This is a genomic window from Streptomyces sp. ATexAB-D23 (assembly GCF_000373645.1).
GTDB classification, from domain to species: Bacteria; Actinomycetota; Actinomycetes; order Streptomycetales; family Streptomycetaceae; genus Streptomyces; species Streptomyces castrisilvae.
Genome location: NZ_KB892019.1, coordinates 1 through 20,354 on the forward strand (window position 1 = coordinate 1; position 20,354 = coordinate 20,354).

17 protein-coding genes are annotated in these 20,354 nt (G+C 72.7%); 13 read left to right on the forward strand and 4 right to left on the reverse strand.

Annotated elements, in window-relative coordinates; all coding sequences use genetic code 11:
• Positions 1-377: 377 nt before the first annotated feature.
• Complete coding sequence (locus tag B082_RS0118335) at positions 378-1,337, forward strand: 5-dehydro-4-deoxyglucarate dehydratase (protein WP_018553276.1); 960 nt, start codon at positions 378-380, stop codon at positions 1,335-1,337.
• On the forward strand, positions 1,334-2,509 hold the full coding sequence (locus tag B082_RS0118340) for a hypothetical protein (protein ID WP_018553277.1): 1,176 nt from the start codon (positions 1,334-1,336) through the stop codon (positions 2,507-2,509). Before B082_RS0118335 ends, B082_RS0118340 begins: the two co-directional genes overlap by 4 nt.
• Here the strand turns inward: B082_RS0118340 and B082_RS0118345 are convergent.
• The gene (locus B082_RS0118345; protein ID WP_018553278.1) at positions 2,495-3,700 is read right to left on the reverse strand and encodes an MFS transporter; all 1,206 of its coding nucleotides are present in this window, start codon (positions 3,698-3,700) and stop codon (positions 2,495-2,497) included. The genes B082_RS0118340 and B082_RS0118345 overlap by 15 nt on opposite strands.
• A gap of 265 nt (positions 3,701-3,965) precedes the next feature.
• Between B082_RS0118345 and B082_RS0118350 the strand changes: the two genes are divergently transcribed.
• The 11 genes from B082_RS0118350 to B082_RS0118405 all read left to right on the forward strand — a co-directional run bounded on the left by B082_RS0118350 (position 3,966) and on the right by B082_RS0118405 (position 17,264).
• Entirely contained in the window at positions 3,966-4,622 is a 657-nt protein-coding gene (locus tag B082_RS0118350; protein ID WP_018553279.1) for a GntR family transcriptional regulator, read from the forward strand.
• Between the two features lie 29 nt (positions 4,623-4,651).
• On the forward strand, positions 4,652-5,554 hold the full coding sequence (locus B082_RS0118355; protein ID WP_018553280.1) for a dihydrodipicolinate synthase family protein: 903 nt from the start codon (positions 4,652-4,654) through the stop codon (positions 5,552-5,554).
• The gene (gene araD, locus B082_RS0118360) at positions 5,551-7,281 is read left to right on the forward strand and encodes an L-arabinonate dehydratase (RefSeq protein ID WP_018553281.1); all 1,731 of its coding nucleotides are present in this window, start codon (positions 5,551-5,553) and stop codon (positions 7,279-7,281) included. Before B082_RS0118355 ends, araD begins: the two co-directional genes overlap by 4 nt.
• A 138-nt stretch (positions 7,282-7,419) precedes the next feature.
• On the forward strand, positions 7,420-8,349 hold the full coding sequence (locus tag B082_RS0118365; protein WP_018553282.1) for a carbohydrate ABC transporter permease: 930 nt from the start codon (positions 7,420-7,422) through the stop codon (positions 8,347-8,349).
• Positions 8,346-9,263 (forward strand): carbohydrate ABC transporter permease, encoded by a 918-nt coding sequence (locus tag B082_RS0118370; RefSeq protein WP_018553283.1) that lies wholly within the window; start codon positions 8,346-8,348, stop codon positions 9,261-9,263. Before B082_RS0118365 ends, B082_RS0118370 begins: the two co-directional genes overlap by 4 nt.
• 5 nt (positions 9,264-9,268) lie before the next feature.
• Positions 9,269-10,450 carry a Gfo/Idh/MocA family protein gene (locus B082_RS0118375; protein ID WP_037710449.1) on the forward strand — a complete coding sequence of 394 codons (1,182 nt, stop codon included), beginning with the start codon at positions 9,269-9,271 and terminating at the stop codon, positions 10,448-10,450.
• Positions 10,447-11,271 (forward strand): PmoA family protein, encoded by an 825-nt coding sequence (locus B082_RS0118380; protein ID WP_018553285.1) that lies wholly within the window; start codon positions 10,447-10,449, stop codon positions 11,269-11,271. Before B082_RS0118375 ends, B082_RS0118380 begins: the two co-directional genes overlap by 4 nt.
• Positions 11,268-12,815: a glycoside hydrolase 43 family protein gene (locus B082_RS0118385; RefSeq protein WP_018553286.1), complete on the forward strand. Its 1,548-nt coding sequence runs from the start codon at positions 11,268-11,270 to the stop codon at positions 12,813-12,815. Before B082_RS0118380 ends, B082_RS0118385 begins: the two co-directional genes overlap by 4 nt.
• A gap of 86 nt (positions 12,816-12,901) precedes the next feature.
• A complete protein-coding gene (locus tag B082_RS0118390; RefSeq protein WP_018553287.1) occupies positions 12,902-14,236 on the forward strand; it encodes an ABC transporter substrate-binding protein in 1,335 nt (444 codons plus the stop codon).
• 505 nt (positions 14,237-14,741) lie between these two features.
• Positions 14,742-16,076, forward strand: coding sequence for a pectate lyase family protein (locus tag B082_RS0118400; RefSeq protein ID WP_026249927.1), 1,335 nt, complete (start codon positions 14,742-14,744; stop codon positions 16,074-16,076).
• A gap of 96 nt (positions 16,077-16,172) precedes the next feature.
• Positions 16,173-17,264, forward strand: coding sequence for a pectinesterase family protein (locus B082_RS0118405; protein WP_026249928.1), 1,092 nt, complete (start codon positions 16,173-16,175; stop codon positions 17,262-17,264).
• 42 nt (positions 17,265-17,306) lie between these two features.
• On the opposite strand, the gene B082_RS0118410 is transcribed toward B082_RS0118405, so the two are convergent.
• The 3 genes from B082_RS0118410 to B082_RS0118420 form a co-directional block, all read right to left on the reverse strand.
• Complete coding sequence (locus B082_RS0118410; RefSeq protein ID WP_018553291.1) at positions 17,307-18,026, reverse strand: hypothetical protein; 720 nt, start codon at positions 18,024-18,026, stop codon at positions 17,307-17,309.
• 82 nt (positions 18,027-18,108) lie between these two features.
• Positions 18,109-18,756, reverse strand: a complete 648-nt coding sequence (locus B082_RS0118415; protein ID WP_018553292.1) for a SigE family RNA polymerase sigma factor — start codon at positions 18,754-18,756, stop codon at positions 18,109-18,111.
• Positions 18,757-18,873: 117 nt separating this feature from the next.
• Entirely contained in the window at positions 18,874-20,319 is a 1,446-nt protein-coding gene (locus B082_RS0118420) for a peptidoglycan D,D-transpeptidase FtsI family protein (RefSeq protein WP_018553293.1), read from the reverse strand.
• Positions 20,320-20,354 lie beyond the last annotated feature (35 nt).

A 20,354-nucleotide genomic window follows, 5' to 3' on the forward strand; every position in this document is an offset into this window, starting at 1 on the left:
CGGTCCGGGGGCGTGCAGGGGAGTCCCCGCAGGACGACGAACGGATACCCGGGTACGACTGCGTACCGGCGGAACGTTCGTCGTTTGAGGAGACGCCCCGGAGGGACCCCGGNCCCCACCCACGGCGCGCAGGCGTGCTTTTGAGCCCGTCCGGCGATTGGGGACGGAACCCTCCACCCCGGGACGGGGCAAGCCCGCGGGGGCCGGCGGCGCGTTCAAGCCTGTCCGGCGGTTGAGGACGGAACCGGTCGGCCCGGGACGGGGCGAGCCCCCGGGGGTGCCGCCCGCCTTGACCGCGGCGCCCGGAGGGGCCTAGCTTGGAGGGCGTTCATATGTGTGGACGTTAATCAGAGATGCGCACGCTTCAGGGAGCGCCCGTGAGCTCAGATCCGCTTGCCGTCCGGCTTACCGCTGTCGCCGGGCCGCTGTTCTTCCCCGTTACCGCCTTCCGCGCGGACGGCTCCGTCGACGTGGAGGCCTTCCGGGCCCACGTCCGCCGGGGCGTCGACGCCGGTGCGGCGGCGGTGTTCGCGTGCTGTGGCACGGGGGAGTTCCACGCGCTGACGCCGGAGGAGTTCCGGCTCGTCGTCGCCGCCGCGGTGGAGGAGACCGCGGGACAGGTGCCGGTCGTGGCGGGAGCCGGATACGGCACCGCGCTGGCGGTCCGGTTCGCGGAGCTGGCCGAGGAGGCCGGCGCGGACGGGCTGCTGGCGATGCCGCCGTACCTGGTGCAGGCGGACCAGGCGGGGCTGCTGGCGCACTACACGGCGCTGGCCGGGGCCACCGGCATCGAGACGATCGTGTACCAGCGCGACAACGCGGTCTTCGCCCCGGAGACGGTCGTCGCCCTGGCGCAGACGCCGGGGATCATCGGCCTCAAGGACGGCTACGGCGACCTGGACCTGATGCAGCGCATCGTCAGCGCGGTCAGGACCGGGCTGCCGGGGCGGGACTTCCTGTACTTCAACGGGCTGCCCACCGCGGAACTCACCGGCCTCGCCTACCGCGGCATCGGCGTCACGCTCTATTCGTCCGCCGTCTTCGCCTTCGCCCCGGACATCGCCCTGGCCTTCTACCGGGCCCTGGACTCCGGCGACGACGGGCTGGTCAACGCGCTGCTGGACACGTTCTACCGGCCGCTCGTCGAGCTGCGGGCCCGGGGGCGCGGTTACGCCGTGTCGCTGGTCAAGGCGGGCGTCCGGCTCCAGGGGCTGGACGTCGGGGAGGTGCGCAGCCCGCTCACCGAGCCGCCGGCCGCGCACATCGAGGAGCTGACGGAGATCATCGCGAGCGGCCGCGCGCTGCTGGAGCGGCACGGGGCCGGGGGGCGCGCGTGAGGGCCTCCGTCTTCCTCTATCCGTGGGACGTCGTGGGGGACCCCGACGCCGCCGCCCGCATCGCGGACCTCGGAGTCCAGCAGGTGACGCTCGCCTCCGCCTACCACTCGACCCGGGCGCTGACCCCCCGCCATCCCGCCCGCCGCATCGTCACCGCCGAGCACGCGGCGGTGCTGTATCCGCCGGACGCCTCGCGGTGGGCGGGGCGGGCGCTGCGCCCGTACGAGCAGGCGTGGGTCGCCTCGGACGACCCCTTCGCCGAGGCAGCGGGCGCGCTGGCCGGTGCCGGGCTCGACGTGCACAGCTGGGTGGTGCTCGCGCACAACTCCCGGCTGGGCGCGGAGCATCCGCGGACCTCCGTGGTCAATGCCTACGGGGACCTCTACCCGTGGGCGCCCTGCGTCGCGCAGCCGGAGGTCCGGGCCTATCTGGTGGACCTGGCGGCGGAGGCCGCGGTGCGGGAGGGGGTGCGGGGCACCGAGCTGGAGTCCTGCGGCTGGTACGGCTTCGCCCATCTGCACGCCCACGACAAGGTGGCGGGCGTCGGGCTCGGGGACGCGGCGCAGTATCTGATGTCGCTGTGCTTCTGCGGTGCCTGCCGGGCCGGTTACGCCGGGCAGGGGCTGGACGCCGAGGAACTGGGCGCGGCCGTACGGGGTGCGCTGGAGCCGGTCTGGGCCGGTGGCGGGGCCCCGGACGCCGGGTGGGACGCGGTCGGCCGGCTGCTCGGCGCCGATCTCGCGGCGGCCACCCTGCGGTGGCGGACCGAGGTGGCCCAGGGGCTTCAGGAGGCGGTGGCCGGTGCGGTGCGGGAGGCCGCGGCGCCCGGGTTCCAGGTGCTGCTGCACGCCGATCCGGCACCGTACAGGTCCGGGGCGAACGTGGGAGTCGAACCCGGGCACGTCCTGACCGTGGCGGACGGGGTGGTGCTGCCCTGCACCGGTACCGACGCGGTGCGGGAGGCCGTGCTCGGGCCGTTCGCCGGCCGGGACGGGATCATCGCGGCCAACCTCACCGTGGTGCGGGGAATGGGCGGCAGCCCGGACACGCTGGAGCGGGACGCCGCCCACGCGGCCTCGCTCGGGGCGGACCAACTGCGGCTGTACCACGGGGGGCTGGCCTCCGGCCCGGACCTGGAAGCCGTCGCCGGGGCACTCTCACGCCTCGGGTGACACGCGCGGGCCGGCGGGGACGGGTTCCCGCCGGCCCGTGAGCAGGAGCGCCGCCGTCAGCAGGGCCACCGCGCCCACCAGCGGCAGCAGCACCGCCATCTCCACCCGGGCCACCAGTACCGCGCCGATACCCAGCGCCACCGCGTTCGGCGACATCATCAGCGTGTCCGCGCTCGCCGCCGTACGGCCCAGCACCGCGTCCGGCGTCTCCCGCTGCACCGCCGTCAGCGCGGCGATCAGCACGCACGGCAGCCCGGCCCCGATCAGGGCGCAGGCGGTGAGCGCCACCGCGTCGTCGGGCACCGCCCGCAGGCCCACCGCCAGCCCGAACACGGCGATCCCGGCCGCCGGGAACACCCGTCCCGGCAACCGGCGCATCAGCGGGCCCGCCAGCAGCCCGATCGCGACGGACCCGACGCCCTGCGCGACGGAGAGCAGCCCCGCGAACGTGGGGGAGTGGCCCAGCGTGCCGTCCACGACGGCGTACAGGGTCGCCCCGTTGAGCCCCGCGCACAGCATCGTGGCCGAGGCGGCGAGGACCAGGGGGCGCAGCACCGGGGAGCCCCACAGCTGCCGAAGCCCGGCGGACCAGCCGCCCGCGCCACGGGGTGCGGGGGCCGTCCGCCGCACCCGCAGCAGACCGTAGAGTCCGGCGGCCAGGGTGAAGGAGACCGCGTCCAGCAGGGCCACCGCGCCGCCGCCGAAGCGGGCGTACAGCGCGGCGCCGGTCAGCGGGGCCACCAGCTTCATGCCCTCGTTGGCCGTCATCCGCAGGCCGTTGAAGTCCCCGAGCAGGGCGGGGGCCACGGCCCCCGCGACCAGGGCCGATTCGGCGGAGTCCAGCAGGACCGAGGCGCAGCCGTACAGCACCAGGACCGCGAACAGCAGCCAGACCCGTCCCGCCGAGTCCACCGTCGTGAGGGTGGTCAGCAGCGCGGCCATGGTGAGGTTCGTGCCCACGAGGAGCGGCTTGCGCGGCAGGCGGTCGGCCAGTGCGCCGAGCAGCGGGCCGCACAGGACCGGGAGCCAGACGGCGAACAGCGCGAGCGCGGCCAGACTGTCCGAGCCCGTCAGCGACTTGACCCAGATCCCGGCTGCCAGGGTCATCGCCGAACTGCCGAATCCCGACACGACGACCGCCGCGAGGAACAGCCCCGCCGTCCGGTCCCTCAGTACCCGCCCCGCCGCCATCGCACCCACCGAACCTTCCTGACCTGCGCATCCGTTGCCCAGTCAGGCTGGCGACTGAGGCCCCCGCGAGGCATCGGGCAGTTGCCGTACCCCGCCGGGCCCCCGGGAGGGGACGCGGAATACGTGTACGGCGCATGTCCTGGTTCCGCGAAGTTCTTTTGTCAGAAGCGTTGACGAAACATTTGCGGCGCCTCTAGCTTCATCGCGTCGTACTTCGTACGTCATATATGAGACGCGATACGCGAGATGTGAGAGCCCTTCACCCATGACCTTTGCGCCCACCCCGATTCCGTCCCGCACCCAGTACGTGCTGGAGGCGATCAAGCACGCGATCCTCACGGCGCAACTGAGGCCGGGGCAGGCGCTCGTGGAGACCGAGCTCGCCGCACAGTTCGGGGTCTCCAAGACCCCCGTCCGTGAGGCGCTCAAGACGCTCGCCGGCACCGGGCTCGTCGTCATGAGCCAGTACAAGGGCGCCACCGTGCGGCTGGTCGACGCGGCCATGGCCCGCGAGGTGTATGACGTACGGCTGCTGCTCGAACCCGAGGCGCTGCGCCGCGCCATCACCCGCAAGGCGTCCCTCGACGCGGCGCAGGAGGCCCTGGAGCGGGCGGACTCGGCGGGCGACAAGGCCGACCGCTCGCTCGCCAACCGGGACTTCCACCGGGCGCTCTACCTGCCCTGCGGCAACCCGCTGCTGGCGCGGATGCTCGACGAGGTCCGCGATCAGGCGGCGCTCGTGTCGACGGTCGCCTGGTCGGCCATCCCGTCCTGGGAGCGGGAGGCGGCCGAGCACCGGGAGATCCTGCGGCTCGCGCTCTCCGACGACGCGGACGCGGCCGCCGGGGCTCTGCACGACCACATCGCGTCGTTCGTCCGCCGCGCCTTCCCCGACGACGAGGACGGGGGCGACGCGGCGTGACCCCGCACACCGACGAAAGGCCAGTCCGCATGGACCTCACACCGCTGAAGGCGGCCCTCGCAGATGTCGTGGCGATCCCGGTCACCCCGTTCGCCGAGGACGGGACCATCGACACGGCGGCGCACCGCGCCCTGCTGCACCGGCTGCTCGACGGCGGCGTGCGCATCGTCACCCCGAACGGCAACACCGGGGAGTTCTACGCGCTCACCCCCGAGGAGCGGCGCACCGTCACCGAGCTGACCATCGAGGAGGCCGGCGGCCGGGCCACGGTCCTGGTCGGCGTCGGGCACGATGTGCCGACCGCAGTCGCCGCCGCCGAGCACGCCCGGGACGCGGGCGCCGAGATGGTGATGGTGCACCAGCCCGTCCACCCGTACGTCTCGCAGGACGGCTGGGTCGACTACCACCGGGCCATCGCCGAGGCCGTCCCCGGACTCGGCGTCGTCCCCTACATCCGCAACCCGCACCTCGACGGCGCCTGCCTCGCGGCCCTCGCCGACAGCTGCCCCAACGTCATCGGCGTCAAGTACGCCGTGCCGGACGCCGCCCGGTTCGCCGCGTTCGCCCGGGACGCGGGGCTGGAGCGGTTCGTCTGGGTCGCCGGGCTCGCCGAGCTGTACGCGCCGTCCTACTTCTCCGCCGGGGCCACCGGATTCACCTCCGGTCTCGTCAACGTGGCGCCCGGCGTCTCGCTGGCCATGCTGGAGGCGCTGCGGGCCGGGGACCACCCGGCCGCCATGAAGGTCTGGGAGCAGATCCGCCGCTTCGAGGAGCTGCGCGCCGACCGGCAGTCCGCCAACAACGTCACCGTCATCAAGGAGGCCCTGGCCGCCCTCGGGCTGTGCGACCGCGCGGTGCGCCCGCCCAGCCGGGAGCTGCCCGAGGCCCAGCGTGCCGAGGTCGCCGACGAGATCGCCGGGTGGTCCATATGACCGCCGCCCGCATCGCCCCCGAGGAACTGCGCAGCCACCAGTGGTACGGCACCGACGGGCTGCGCTCCTTCAGCCACCGCGCCCGCACCCGGCAGCTCGGCTACCTCCCCGAGGAGCATCTCGGCAAGCCGGTCGTCGCGATCCTCAACACCTGGTCCGACATCAACCCCTGCCACGTCCACCTCCGCGAACGCGCGCAGGCCGTCAAGCGCGGGGTCTGGCAGGCGGGCGGCTTCCCGCTCGAATTCCCGGTCTCCACGCTCTCGGAGACGTTCCAGAAGCCGACCCCGATGCTCTACCGCAACATGCTGGCGATGGAGACCGAGGAGCTGCTGCGCTCCTATCCGGTCGACGGCGCGGTGCTGCTCGGCGGCTGCGACAAGTCGACCCCGGCGCTGCTGATGGGCGCCGCGTCGGTCGACCTGCCGACCGTCTTCGTACCGGCCGGGCCGATGCTCCCCGGGCACTGGCGCAACGAAGTCCTCGGCTCCGGCACCGACATGTGGAAGTACTGGGACGACAAGCGCGCCGGGCTCATCGGCGACTGCGAGATGGGCGAACTGGAGAACGGCCTCGCCCGCTCACCCGGCCACTGCATGACCATGGGCACCGCCTCCACCCTCACCGCCACCGCCGAGGCCCTCGGCGTCACCGTCCCCGGCGCCTCCTCCATCCCGGCCGTCGACTCCGGCCACGACCGGATGGCCGCGCGGTCCGGGCTCCGGATCGTCGAACTGGTGTGGCAGCAGCGGAAACTGTCGGAGATCCTCACGGCGGAGGCGTACGAGGACGCCGTCGCCACCGTCCTCGCTCTCGGCGGCTCCACCAACGCCGTCATCCACCTCATCGCGATGGCGGGCCGCTCCGGGATCAAGCTGACGCTGGACGACTTCGACCGCATCGCCCGTACCGTCCCCGTGCTCGCCAACCTCCGGCCCGGCGGGCAGTACCTCATGGAGGACTTCCACTTCGCCGGCGGGCTGCCCGGCTTCCTCGCCCGGCTGACCGACGTCCTGCACCTGGACCGGCCCACCGTCGCCCACGACACCCTGCGCGAACAGCTCGACGGGGCGCTCGTGCACAACAGCGACGTCATCCGGGAGCGCGACCACCCCCTCGCCGACGAGGGCGGGGTGGCGGTGCTGCGCGGCAACCTCTGCCCGGACGGCGCGGTCATCAAGCACATCGCCGCCGAACCGCACCTGCTGCGCCACACCGGTCCCGCGGTCGTCTTCGACGACTACAAGGAGATGCAGCGCACCATCAACGACCCGGCGCTCGCGCTCACCGCGGACCACGTCCTGGTGCTCCGCAACGCCGGTCCCAAGGGCGGTCCTGGCATGCCCGAGTACGGCATGCTGCCGATCCCCGACTACCTGCTGAAGCAGGGCGTACGGGACATGGTGCGGCTCTCCGACGCCCGGATGAGCGGCACCAGCTACGGCGCCTGCGTGCTGCACATCGCGCCCGAGTCCTACGTCGGCGGGCCCCTCGCGCTCGTCCGTACCGGTGACCTCATCACCCTGGACGTCGAGGCGCGGCGGCTGGACCTCGGCGTGTCCGACGAGGAGCTGACCCGGCGCCGGGCCGAGTGGACCCCGCCGCCCCAGCGGTACGAGCGCGGCTACGGCGCGCTCTACCAGGACCAGATCACCCAGGCCGACACCGGCTGCGACTTCGCCTTCCTGGCCCGGCCGGGAGAAGTGCCCGACCCGTACGCCGGCTGAACGGCCCCAGAGGAATTCCGGCGCCCGCCTTGTTCGGCATACCGAACACCATGCGGTAAGCGCTTGCGCACTGCACGCACCGCCCGGCACCACCCCCGCACCACCCGCACCCCCGTACAGAGAGAACGGAGACGTGTCATGGCCCAAGCCTCCGCCGCGGCCACACCGCCCAAGGTGCCCAGGCGCCGCTCCGCGAGCCCCCGCCGGCTGCCGTATCTGCTGATCGCCCCCGCGGGGCTGCTGATGCTCGGCTTCATCGCCTACCCGGTGGTCAGCGTCTTCTATTACAGCCTGCAGAACTACAACGTCACCAAACCCTGGCGGAACGGCTTCGCGGGCTTCGACAACTTCACCCGGATCTTCACCGAGGACGACCAGTTCTGGACGACGCTCGGCTTCAGCGCCCAGTGGGTCGTGGTGCAGGTCGCGCTCCAGCTCACCCTCGGGCTCGCACTGGCCCTGATCGTGAACCAGAGCTTCATCGGCCGGGGCATCTCCCGCGCCATGGTCTTCTCGCCCTGGGCCGTCTCCGGCGTGCTGACCAGCACCATCTGGATCCTGCTCTACAACTCCTCGACGGGCTTCAGCCGCTACCTCGCGGACGCCGGGATCGGCGACTACGGCACCTCCGTGCTCTCCGACACCGGAACCGTCTTCTGGGCCGCGACCGTCGCCGAACTCTGGCGCGGGGTCCCCTTCTTCGCCATCCTCATCCTCGCCGACCTCCAGTCCGTCTCCAAGGAGCTGTACGAGGCGGCCTCCGTCGACGGCGCCGGACGGATGCGGCAGTTCTTCCACATCACCCTGCCCCACCTGCGCGACGCGATCATCCTGTCCACGCTGCTGCGCGGCGTCTGGGAGTTCAACAACGTCGACCTCCTCTACACGCTCACCGGCGGCGGACCGGCCGGCGAGACCACCACCCTGCCGCTCTACGTCGCCAACACAGGCATCGAGGGCCACGACTTCGGCTACGCCTCCGCGCTCACCACCGTCGCCTTCGTGATCCTCCTCTTCTGCTCGATCGTCTATCTGCGCCTGAGCAAGTTCGGAGGCGACCACAAGTGACTGCCGCCCTCGCCGAGAAGAACGGCACCCACTCCGCTCGGCCGGCCGCCCCCGCCGGCCCGCCGCCCGCCACGCCCCGCCGCAGGCCCGGCCGTGAGCGCGCCTTCGACGAGGTGCCGCGCTGGCAGATCTACGTGCCGCTCGGCGTCTACCTGGTCTTCACACTCGTCCCGTTCTACTGGATGTTCCTCTTCGCCGTCCGGCCCGCCGGCTCCACCTCGCTGGTGCCGTGGCCGATGACCGGGGAGCACTTCTCCAAGGTCTGGAACGAGCGCAGCTTCGCCCTCTTCTTCCAGAACAGCATGATCGTCGGGATCTGCACCCTGATCAGCACCACCCTCGTCGCGCTGGCGGGCGGTTACGCGCTCGCCCGGTTCGACTTCAAGATCAAGAACGGCTTCATGCTGGCGCTGCTGTGCTCGCAGTTCATCCCCGGCGCGCTGATGCTCGTACCGCTCTTCGAGATCTTCAAGAACCTCCAGCTGATCAACTCCCTGGGGAGCGTGGTCATCGCCGAGACCGTCTTCCAGCTGCCCCTCTCCATCATCCTGATCAGCGGATTCATCAAGAACGTGCCCCCTTCGCTGGAGGAGGCCGCCTGGGTGGACGGCTGCTCGCGCTTCCGGGCCTTCTGCGCGGTCGTGCTGCCGCTGCTGCGGCCCGGCCTCATCGCCGTCGGCTCCTTCGCCTTCGTGCACAGCTGGAACCACTTCCTGTTCGCGCTGATGTTCCTCAGCGAGCAGGACAAGCAGACGATCCCGGTCGGCCTGAACACCCTCATCGGCGCGGACAGCGTCGACCTGGGCGCGCTGGCGGCGGGCGGGGTGATCGCCGCGGTCCCCGTGGTGATCGTCTTCGCCTTCATCCAGAAGTGGCTGATCACCGGCTTCAGCGCCGGCGCCGTGAAGGGGTGACGGACATGAACACGCCGCTCGCCACCACGCCCGTCCCGATCGTCCTCGCCGGCGCCCGGGGACACGGCCGCTGGCACCTCGCCAACATCCGCCGCCTCCAGCACCAGGGCCTCGTCCGGCTCGCCGGCATCTGCGAACTCACCCCGCTGGACGCCTCCGAACTCGACGCCTTCGCCGGTGAACTCCCCGAGCAGTCAGCCGACTTCGGCGCCCTCCTGGACTCCACCGGGGCCCGCGCCGCCGTCATCTGCACCCCCATCCAGACCCACACCGACCTCGCCCTCACCGCGGCCGGACGCGGCGTCCACCTCCTCCTGGAGAAGCCGCCCGCCGCGACCCGCGCCGACTTCGACCGCATCCTGGCCGGGGTGCGCGACGCCGGCATCGCCTGCCAGGTCGGCTTCCAGTCCTTCGGCTCGCACGCCGTACCCGCCATCCGCGAACTCGTGCGCACCGGAGCCATCGGCACCGTACGGGGCTACGGGGCCGCGGGCGCCTGGGTCCGCGACGACGCCTACTACCGGCGGGCGCCCTGGGCCGGGCGGCGCAGGCTCGGCGGCACCGACGTGGTCGACGGCGTCCTGACCAACCCGCTCGCCCACGCCGTCGCCACCGCACTCGAACTCGCCGGCACCACCACCGCCGAGGACGTCGCCTCCATCGACCTGGAACTCTTCCGCGCCCACGACATCGAGGCCGACGACACCTCCTGCGTACGCGTCACCACCACCTCCGGCCCGCCCGTCACCGCCGCCGTCACCCTCTGCGCGGAACAGGCCGGGGAGCCCTACGTCATCGTCCACGGCGACCGCGGCCGCATCACCTTCTGGTACAAGCAGGACCGCGTCCTCGTGCAGCGGGCCGGGCACGGCCCCCTGGAGACGGTGCACGGGCGGACCGACCTTCTGGAGAACCTGGTCGACCACCTCGTGCGGGACACGCCGCTCCTCGTACCGCCGCGGAACACCGGCGCGTTCATGGAGGTCGTCGAGGCCGTACGAACCGCCCCCGAACCCCGCGCCCTGCCGTCCGGCGCCTGGCACACCGCCGCCGCGCCCGGCTCCGGCGCCACCCGCCGGGTGGTGCGCGGCATCGACGCCCTCGTCGCGTCCGGCGCCGAGACCCTCGCGCTCTTCTCCGAACTCGGCGCCCCCTGGGCACTCCCCACGGAGGTGAGCTCCCCGTGACCACCGCACTCCTCAGCTGCGCCGGCCGCCCGGTCGGCCGCTACACCTACCTCCCCGCCACCGCGGGACGCCCCTACCTCCACCCGGTCACCACCCTCGGCGGCACCCCCGTCACCGAGGAGCGCCCCGCCGACCACCTCCATCACCTGGGCGCATCCGTCGCCGTCCCCGACGTCGCCGGGCGCAACTTCTGGGGCGGGCGCACCTTCGTTCGTGGCCGGGGGCCGACCGAGCTGGACAACCACGGCGTGCAGCGCCACCTCGGCTGGAAGCTGTGCGACCCGGACGGATTCGTCCAGGAGCTGAGCTGGGAGGCCGACGGCGGCGAACTGCTGCGCGAACACCGCACGGTGGCCACCGTCGCGCTCTCCGACACCGCCTGGGCGCTCGACCTCTCCTTCTCGCTCACCAACCCCGGCTCCACGGACCTGTCCATCGGCAGCCCCGCGACCAACGGCCGCCCCGGCGCCGGATACGGCGGCTTCTTCTGGCGCGCCCCCAAGGAGCCCGCGCCGCCCGCCGTGTTCAGCGCTTCGGCGGACGGCGAGGAGGCGGTGCACGGGCGGGCCGCCGACTGGGTCGCGCTCCGCGGCGACGGCTGGTCCCTGGTCTTCGCCGGGGCGACCGACGAGACCCGCCGCGACCCGTGGTTCGTGCGGACCGCCGAGTACCCGGGCGTCGGCTCGTCCCTCGCCGCCGCCGAACGGCTCCCCGTCCCCGCGGGCGCCACCCTCGTCCGCCGGATCGTCACCGTCGTCGCGGACGGCCGGCTCGACCGGGCCGGCGCCGCCGCCCTCGTCCGCCGGGCGGTGACCGCGTGAACGCCCCCGCCGAGCGCCCCCGGACCGCCGATCAGGGCGACGGCACCTACCGCAACCCGGTGCTCGACGCGGACTGGTCCGACCCCGACGTCGTGCGGGTCGGCGACGACTTCTACCTCACCGCCTCCAGCTTCGGCCGCGTCCCCGGGCTCCCGCTGCTGCACTCGCGCGACCTCGTCAACTGGACCCTGACCGGGCACGCCCTGGACCGCCTGGAGCCGGCCGCCGACTTCGCCGTGCCCCGCCACGACTGCGGGGTGTGGGCGCCGTCGCTGCGCCACCACGCCGGACGGTTCTGGATCTTCTGGGGCGATCCCGACCACGGCATCCAGCAGATCAGCGCCGAGGACATCCGGGGCCCGTGGACCGAGCCCCACCTCCTCAAGGCCGGCCAGGGGCTGATCGACCCCTGCCCGCTGTGGGACGAGGAGACCGGCGAGGCCTATCTCGTCCACGCCTGGGCCAAGTCCCGTTCCGGCGTCAAGAACCGGCTCACCGGCCACCGGATGAGCCCCGACGGGCGGGAACTGCTCGACGAGGGCAGGATCCTGATCGACGCCGACACGCTGCCCGGCTGGTTCACGCTGGAGGGCCCCAAGCTCCACCGGCGCGACGGCGAGTTCTGGATCCTGGCCCCGGCGGGCGGGGTGGCGACGGGCTGGCAGGGCGCCTTCCGCTCGCGCGAGTTCTTCGGACCGTACGAGGAACGCGTCGTGCTCGCCCAGGGCCGCACCGACGTCAACGGCCCGCACCAGGGCGCCTGGGTCACGACCCCGGCCGGTGAGGACTGGTTCCTGCACTTCCAGGAGCGCGGGGCCTACGGGCGGGTGGTCCACCTCCAGCCGATGCGCTGGGACAGCGACGGCTGGCCGGTCATCGGCGACGCGGGCGAACCCGTCACCAGGCACACCAAGCCCGCTCTGCCCGCCCAGCCCGTGGAAGCCCCGGCCTGCGACGACAGCTTTCCGGGCGGCCGCCACGGCAGGCAGTGGCAGTGGACCGCCAACCCGCGCCCCGGCTGGACCGTCGAGCACGCCGGGGACGGGCTGCGGCTCAGCTGTGTACGGACCGCGTACGCGCACGACCTGCGGGCCCTGCCCCACGTGCTGGTCCAGCGGCTGCCCGCCGAGACGTTCACCGTCGAGGTCGCGCTCGCCCTCGACAGCGAGGCCCCCGGGGCGAAGGCGGGGCTGGCGGTGCTCGGGGACGCGTTCGGCTGGATCGGCCTGGAGCGGCCGGCCGGGGGCGGGGTACGGCTCGTGCACCGGTTCGCCGAGCCGGGCGCCACCGCCGAGCGCGACGCCGCGCCCGGCAGGCCCGCGCCCGGGGCCACGGCCCGGCTGCGGATCGAGGTCGCCCCGGGCGCCCGCTGCCGGTTCTCTGCCGACACCGGGGACGGGGCCGGGTTCCGGCCGTCCGGCCAGGTCTTCGCCGCCACCCCGTGGCGCTGGGTCGGCGCGCTGCTCGGCCTGTTCGCCACCGCGCCGCCCGGTACCGGCCCGGCCGGGACCGCCCGCTTCACCCGCTTCCACGTCACCGCGTGACCGCACCCGTACCGGCCGGGACCACCGGCCACCGAACCCCCCACTCATGCGTACGAACCGAGAGAACCGAGAGAGAAGAGCCGATCATGAACATCTCGAAGTCGCAGCGGGGGCGCGCCACGGCCGCCGTTTCCCTCGCGGCGGTGCTCGCCCTGACCGCGACCGCGTGCGGCGACGACGGCAGCGACACCGGCAACGAGGGCAGCGGCAAGGGCGAGATCACCTTCTGGGACAACAACGGCGGTCCCCGTACCGCCGTCTGGACCGAGATCATCAAGGACTTCGAGAAGAAGTACCCGGACATCAAGGTCAAGTACGTGCCGATCCCGATCGCCGACGTGCAGTCCAAGTACGACACGGCCATCGCGGGCGGCGGCCTGCCGGACGTCGGCGGCGTCGGCACCGCCTACCTCGCCAACATGGTGTCGCAGGAGGCACTGGAGCCGCTGGGCGACCGGATCAAGGACTCCTCGCTCGACGGCAAGCTCGTCGAGGGCATGGTCGAGAGCGTCAAGGACGCGGCGGGGCGCGGCGACGACATGTACACCGTGCCGACCTCGGCGAACAACGGCGCCCTCTGGTACCGCACCGACCTGTTCGAGGCGGCCGGTCTCGAAGCGCCCACCACCTGGGCCAAGTTCTACGAGGCGGCCGAGAAGCTCACCGACTCCAAGCACAACAAGTTCGGCTACACCATCCGCGGCGGCGCCGGCTCCATCGCCCAGGCCATCGACGCGGCCTACGGGCAGTCGGGCATCACGGAGTTCTGGAACGGCGACAGGACGACCCTCAACGACGCGAAGAACGTGACGGCGCTGGAGAAGTACGTCGCGCTCTACAAGAAGACGACGCCCTCCGCCGACGTCAACAACGACTTCACCAAGATGGTCGCCCAGTTCGACACCGGCACCATCGGCATGCTCAGCCACAACCTCGGCTCCTACCAGGACCACCTGAAGGCCCTCGGCAAGGACAAGTTCGCCGGCGTCCCCAACCCGATCAGCGACGGCGGGACCCGCGTCCAGGTCTCCAACCCGGTCGACGGCCTCGGCCTGTTCCGGTCGAGCAAGAACAAGACGGCCGCCTGGAAGTTCATCGAGTTCGCGGCCTCGCACGAGGCCAACAGCAAGTGGAACGAGTCCGCGGGCGCCATCCCGGCCAACACCGAGGCCGCCAAGGACCCGTGGATCAGCGAGGCGGCGCCGACCGAGCTCGCCGCCAAGGCCCTCACCGACGGCTCCACCAAGATCGTGCAGCTGCCGTACTACCTGCCCGACTGGAACAACATCAGCAAGGCCGACAACGAGCCGGAGTTCCAGAAGCTGCTGCTCGGCAAGACCACGGCCAAGGACTTCCTGGACAAGATGGCCGACGAGCTGAACAAGGCCCAGAAGGAGTGGAAGGAGATCGGCAACGGCTGACCCCGGCCCGAGTACCGGCCGGCCCCCGTGACGCGGGGCGGGCGGCGGGACACACCGTACGAACGGACCCGCCGCCGCCCCTGCCCCGGGCCCCGAGCCCTGGCATCCGCTCTCCTGATCCGCCGAGCACGACCTCTGCGTACGCACCCACGAGAGAGGCAGCTCCAACCGTGTCACTCACCCGCCGACAGACCGCGGCCGCGCTCGCCGCACTGCCCCCGGCGCCCGCCGCCACCCCCGCCCCGGCGCACGGCGCCGCCCGCCGGCCCCGCACCCGGGCGGCCGGCAGGACAACACCCACTTCCGCCCCGCCGGTGCCATCGAGGTGGCCCGGATGACGGCCCGCGCCCTGCTCGACGCGCGGGCACTCGCCCCGTACTGGCCGCGCCGCCTGGGCGGACACGTACCCGGGGCGTGGATCGGCCGGCCGCAGGCCTGACGCTCCACGCCCGGCAACCCCCCTCTCCCTTTCCCGCAGGTCCCGCACGAGAACCGAGGATTTGTCATGTCCACACACAGAATGCGCGCCCGTGCCATCGCCGTCGCGATGGGCTGCGCGTCGCTGTCCCTCGCCCTGGCCATCCCCGCCCAGGCCACCACCCCGCACCCCGGCACGAAGGGCATCGAGCGCGCCGTCCTCGCCAAGGGCGACGGCTGGGCCTCCGCCGAGGGCTCCACGACCGGCGGCGCCGCCGCCACCCCCGACCACGTCTACACGGTGCGCAACCGCGCCGAACTCATCGCCGCCTTCAAGGACGCGGGCGACGCCCCGAAGATCGTCCGGATCGACGGCACCATCCACGGCAACGCCGACGCCGAGGGCAACCCGATCGACTGCGAGGCGTACCAGACCGACGGCTACACGCTGGACAAGTACCTCGCCGCCTACGACCCCGACACCTGGGGCCGCGATGAGGTCCCCTCCGGTCCGCTGGAGGACGCCCGGCTCGCCTCCGCCAAGCTCCAGAAGGCCGCCGTCAACGTCTACGTCCCGTCCAACACCACCCTCGTCGGCGTCGGCCGGAACGCCACGGTCATCGGCGCCGGCCTCCAGATCCAGAACGTCTCCAACGTCATCGTCCGCAACATCTCCTTCGAGGACACCTACGACTGCTTCCCGCAGTGGGACCCGACCGACGGCGACACCGGCCACTGGAACTCCGAGTACGACAACCTCGTCGTCTACGGCTCCGACCACGTCTGGGTCGACCACAACACCTTCAGCGACGGCGACCGCCCCGACGCCGACCAGCCCTCCTACTTCAACGAGCTGTACCAGCAGCACGACGGCCTCTTCGACATCGTCAAGGGCGCCGACCTCGTCACCGTCTCCTGGAACGTCCTCAAGGACCACGACAAGACGATGCTCCTCGGCAACAGCGACGGCGCCGGGGACACCGACCGGGGCAAGCTCCGCGTCACCCTGCACCACAACCTCTTCAAGGACGTCAACGAGCGCGCGCCCCGCGTCCGCTTCGGACAGGTCGACTCGTACAACAACTACTTCGTCGCCACCCGGGGCAGCGTCTACGGCTACTCCTTCGGGGTCGGCGCCGAGTCGCACCTCGTCGCCGAGCACAACGCGTTCACGCTGAGCGGCGAGTTCGACAAGGCGAAGATCCTCAAGAAGTGGTCCGAGTCCTCGCTCACGGCCGGCGACAACTACGTCAACGGCCGCCGGACCGACCTGATCGCCGTCCACAACGCGGGCGTCCCCGAGGAGCACCTCACCTCGGGCGCCGGCTGGACGCCGACCCTGCGCAACCGGATCGACCACCCGCTGCTCGTCCCCCTCGTCGTGGGCATCGGAGCGGGCACCGGCCGGCTGCCCGGCGCCTGACCCGTACCACCCCTCCCCGCCGGCGCCCCCGGGCGCCGGCGGGGCCCTCGCACCCGCAAGGAACGCCAGGAACGCAAGGAAGTGGAGTACCCGCCCATGCCCAGCAGACGAACCGCTCTCGCCCTCCTCGCGGGCGGCACCACGGCCCTCGCTCTCGGCACCGCCCCCGCGGCCCTCGCCCACGACCGACCCTTCGGGCGCTACGGCACACCCGCCCGCCGCCTCGACCCCGCGACCCTCTACGTCGACGCGCGCGGCCGCGGCGACCACACCCGGGTCCAGGCGGCCGTGGACGCCGCGACCGGCACCGGCCGCACCCTGGTCATCGCGCCCGGCACCTACCGGGAGACCGTCGACATCCCCGCCGCACGCACCGGACTCACCCTCATCGGCGCGAGCGGCGACCCGCGCGACACCGTGATCGTGTACGACAACGCCAACGGCACCCCGCTGCCCGACGGTTCCGGCACGTACGGCACCAGCGGGTCCGCCACCGTCACCGCCCGGCCCGCCGGACTCACCGCCCGCCACCTGACCTTCGCCAACGACTGGCTGCGCGCCGGCCACCCCGACTACACCGGCACCCAGGCCGTGGCCATCAAGGTCACCGGCGACCGCTCGGCCTTCCACGGCTGCCGCTTCCTGGGCCACCAGGACACCCTGTACGCCGACTCCGCCTCCCTCACCGACTTCGCCCGCCAGTACTACCGCGACTGCTACGTCGAAGGGGACGTCGACTTCGTCTTCGGCCGCGCGTCGGCCGTCCTGGAGCGCTGCCACTTCCGCACCCTGGCCCGCACCGACCTGTCGGCCCCGCCCCACGGCTTCGTCTTCGCGCCCAGCACCGCGGGGACCAACCCGCACGGCTTCCTGGTGCTGCGCTCCCGCGTCACGAGCACCGCCCCCGACGGGTACTTCAAGCTGGCCCGCCCCTGGGTGCCCTCGTCCGACCTCACCGCACACCCCATGCTGACCGTGCGCGACAGCCACCTCGGCGCCGGCATCGACACCGACGAGCCGTACGGGACGATGTCGGCCGGCTTCCCGTGGCAGGAGCAGCGCTTCGCCGAGTACCGCAACACCGGCCCCGGCGCGCGCGTCACCGTACCCGCCAACCGCCCCCGGCTGACCGCCGCCGAGGCCCGCCGGCACACCCCGGCCGCCTGGTTCGGCGACTGGCGTCCCTGAGGAGTGCCATGCCGGCCGGCGGTCCGCCGGTCAGCGGTCCGGTCAGCGGTCCTGGCCGAAGCGGTCGCCCACCGCGGCCGGCCGGCCGGTGACCCGGACGGCGTGCGCGGTCACGTAGTCGCCGGTCGCGTCCCGCTCGCCCTGCGCGTGGTTGTACTGCCCGGCGAACGTGTGCGTGCCGGCCGGGACCGTCCGGCCGGCCCTCAGCGTCCACCGGTAGACCAGGTAGCCGCCGTCCTCGGTCGCCGACACGGTGAAGTCCGGCTCCGGCAGCGAACGCCAGGAGCCGGTGCTGTTCACCCCGCCGGTGAGCGCGATCCGCAGTTCCACGGTGAGCGAGGACAGCGGCTCGGTCGTCCGCAGCGTCACATTGCTCTGCGCCCAGTACGCGTTGCTGTGCGGGTCGACCACGCCGCCCGTCCACAGCGGCCCGTCCTCGGGGCGCAGCGCGCCGAGCGCCGGCGCCTTCCCGGGGGGCGAGGGCGAGGCGGACGAGGGTGCCGCGACTACCTGTCCGCCGCGTGCGTCACCCTTGCCGCCCGCCGATGTGACGGCGAACGTACCCGCCGCCAGCACCCCGCAGACCGCCGCTGTTGCACCCGCGACCCGCAGCCACGGGTGCGCGGCACGCGCCGGGCGTACGGCCCCGGTCACCGGGGCACCGGCCATGCCCCGCTCGACCCGGGCCAGCATCCGCTCCCGGTCGGGGCGGTGGGCCTCGGCGGCGTCCCGCAGCCGCCCGGTCAGCTCCTGGTCCTTCACCGGTCTCCTCCGCTGTGCCGCGCCGCGACGGCCACCCGGACCCGCGCGGCGGGCGTCTCGGGCCTGGGGGACGTCCTGCCGATCAGGGTCGGACAGGCCGCGATGTCTGGTGCGGCACCTCGCCGCGTTGCCGGAGCATCCCGACAGCTCCGCTATCACGATGCTCCGGCGCCTTGCGATGCACCGCACCAGACGCCCCGGCCTGTCCGACCCTGATCGGCAGGACGTCCCCCAGCAGCCGTTGCAGTTCCGCGACGGCGCGCGAGGTCTGGCTCTTCACCGTACCCACCGAGATCCCCAGCACCAGCGAGGTGTCCCGCTCCGAGAGGTCGAAGGCGTGCCGCAGCACCACACAGGCGCGCTTGCGGAACGGCAGCCGGCGCAGCGCCTCCTGGACGTCGATCACCGCCGGCACGTCCGGACCGTCCGAGGTGCCGCCCTCCCCGCCGCGCGGCGCCCAGAACAGCGCGATCCGGCGGCGTTCGCGCACCGCGCTGCGGATGCGGGTCCTGGCGAGGTTGGCGACGACCCCGCGCGCGTACGCCACCGGGTGGCCGGCCTCGCGGACCCGGTCCCAGCGGTGCCAGAGCGCGAGCAGCGCGTCGGCCGCGAGATCGTCGGCGGCATCGGCCTCACCGGTCAGCAGATGGGCGAGGCGGGCGAGTTCGGCGTAGTGGGCCTCGAAGAACTCATGGAACTCGGCGGCGGCATCGTCGACGGCTGCGCCCACAGCTACCTCGTCCCTGCGCTCGATCCCGTGCACCCCCGGCCCGTGCGGTGACGTCACCGCCCGGAGTGCGGGGCGGGGCGTGAGCGTACCGCGTCCCGCAAGCGCTTCGACACGCCCCTACCGCCGCAGCGCCGCCTCCATCATCTTCCGGGCGATCGGCGCCGCGAGGCCGTTGCCGCTGACCTCGGAGGCGGCCGCGCCGGAGTCCTCCACGACCACCGCGACCGCCACCTCCTGGCCGCCGGACTTCGCGTACGAGGTGAACCAGGCGTACGGGGTGCTGCTGTTGTCCACGCCGTTCTCGGCGGTGCCCGTCTTGCCGCCCACCTCGGCGCCGGAGATCCGGGCGTTGGTGCCGGTGCCCTGCTCCACCACGGTGACCATGGCGCTGCGCAGCTGCTCGGCGGTGGACGCGGAGACGATCCGCTCCGTGTCGCCGTCCGCGAAGTCCTCCAGGGTGCCGCCGTCCCCGTCGGTCACCTTGGAGACCATGTGCGGGGCTGCCAGCTCACCGCCGTTGGCCAGAGCCGCCGAGACCATCGCCATCTGCAACGGGGTGGCGGTCACCTCGAACTGGCCGATGCCGGTGAGCGCCGTCTGCGCCTTGTCCATCTTTGTCGGGTACACGCTCTTCGAGGCCCGGACCGGCACGTCGAGCTTCTCGGTGTTGAAGCCGAACTTCTCCGCCATCGCCCGCACCTTGTCCTGCCCGAGGTCGGCGGCGACCTTGCCGAAGACGTTGTTGCACGAGTACTGGAGCGCCACGCGCAGCGAGGCGTTCTCGCAGGGGGCGGAGGCGCTCTCGTTCCTCAGGGGGGTGCTGGTGCCGGGCAGCGTGTACGGGCTGGGGCTCTTCGTCGGCTCGTCGACCGAGCCGTAGAGGCCGTTCTCCAGCGCGGCGGACGCCACCACCAGCTTGAACGTCGAACCGGGCGCCAGCGGCTGCCGCAGCGCCCGGTTGACCAGCGGCTTGTCCGGGTCGGTGAGCAGCTTCTGCCAGGTGTCGCCGTCGTTGGTCCCGCTGATCGTGGACGGGTCGTAGGAGGGCGAGGAGACCATGCCGAGGATCTGTCCGCTCCGCGGGTCGATCGCCACGGCCGCGCCCTTGTCGTCCCCGAGCGCGTCGCGCGCCGCCTTCTGGACGTCCGGGTCGATCGTGGTCACGACGTCGCCGGGCTCGGCCTGCTTGCCGGTCAGCGCGTCCAGCGGATTCTTCAGCCGGTCGTCGGTGCCGTCGAGGACCGAGCTGTAGATCCCTTCCAACTGGGTGGAGCCGTACGCCTGCGAGCCGTAGCCGGTGACGGCCGAGTAGAGGTCACCTTGCGGGTAGGTCCGCTTGTACGCGAGGTCGCTGCCCTCCGTCCTCTTCGAGCCCGTGACCGGGGAGCCGGCCACGATGATGTCGCCCAGCGGCTGCGCGTACTGCGCGATGGTCTTCCGCCGGTTGTGGTCGTCGTCTGCGAGCGCCCGTGCCTGGTACGCCTGCACCCAGGTCGCCCGCCCCAGGAGGGCGAGGACCAGCAGCAGGCAGAAGACCGAGGCGCGCCTGATCGTCTTGTTCATCCCGCTGGTGGGACGAGCGGGGCCCGGCGCTTCGT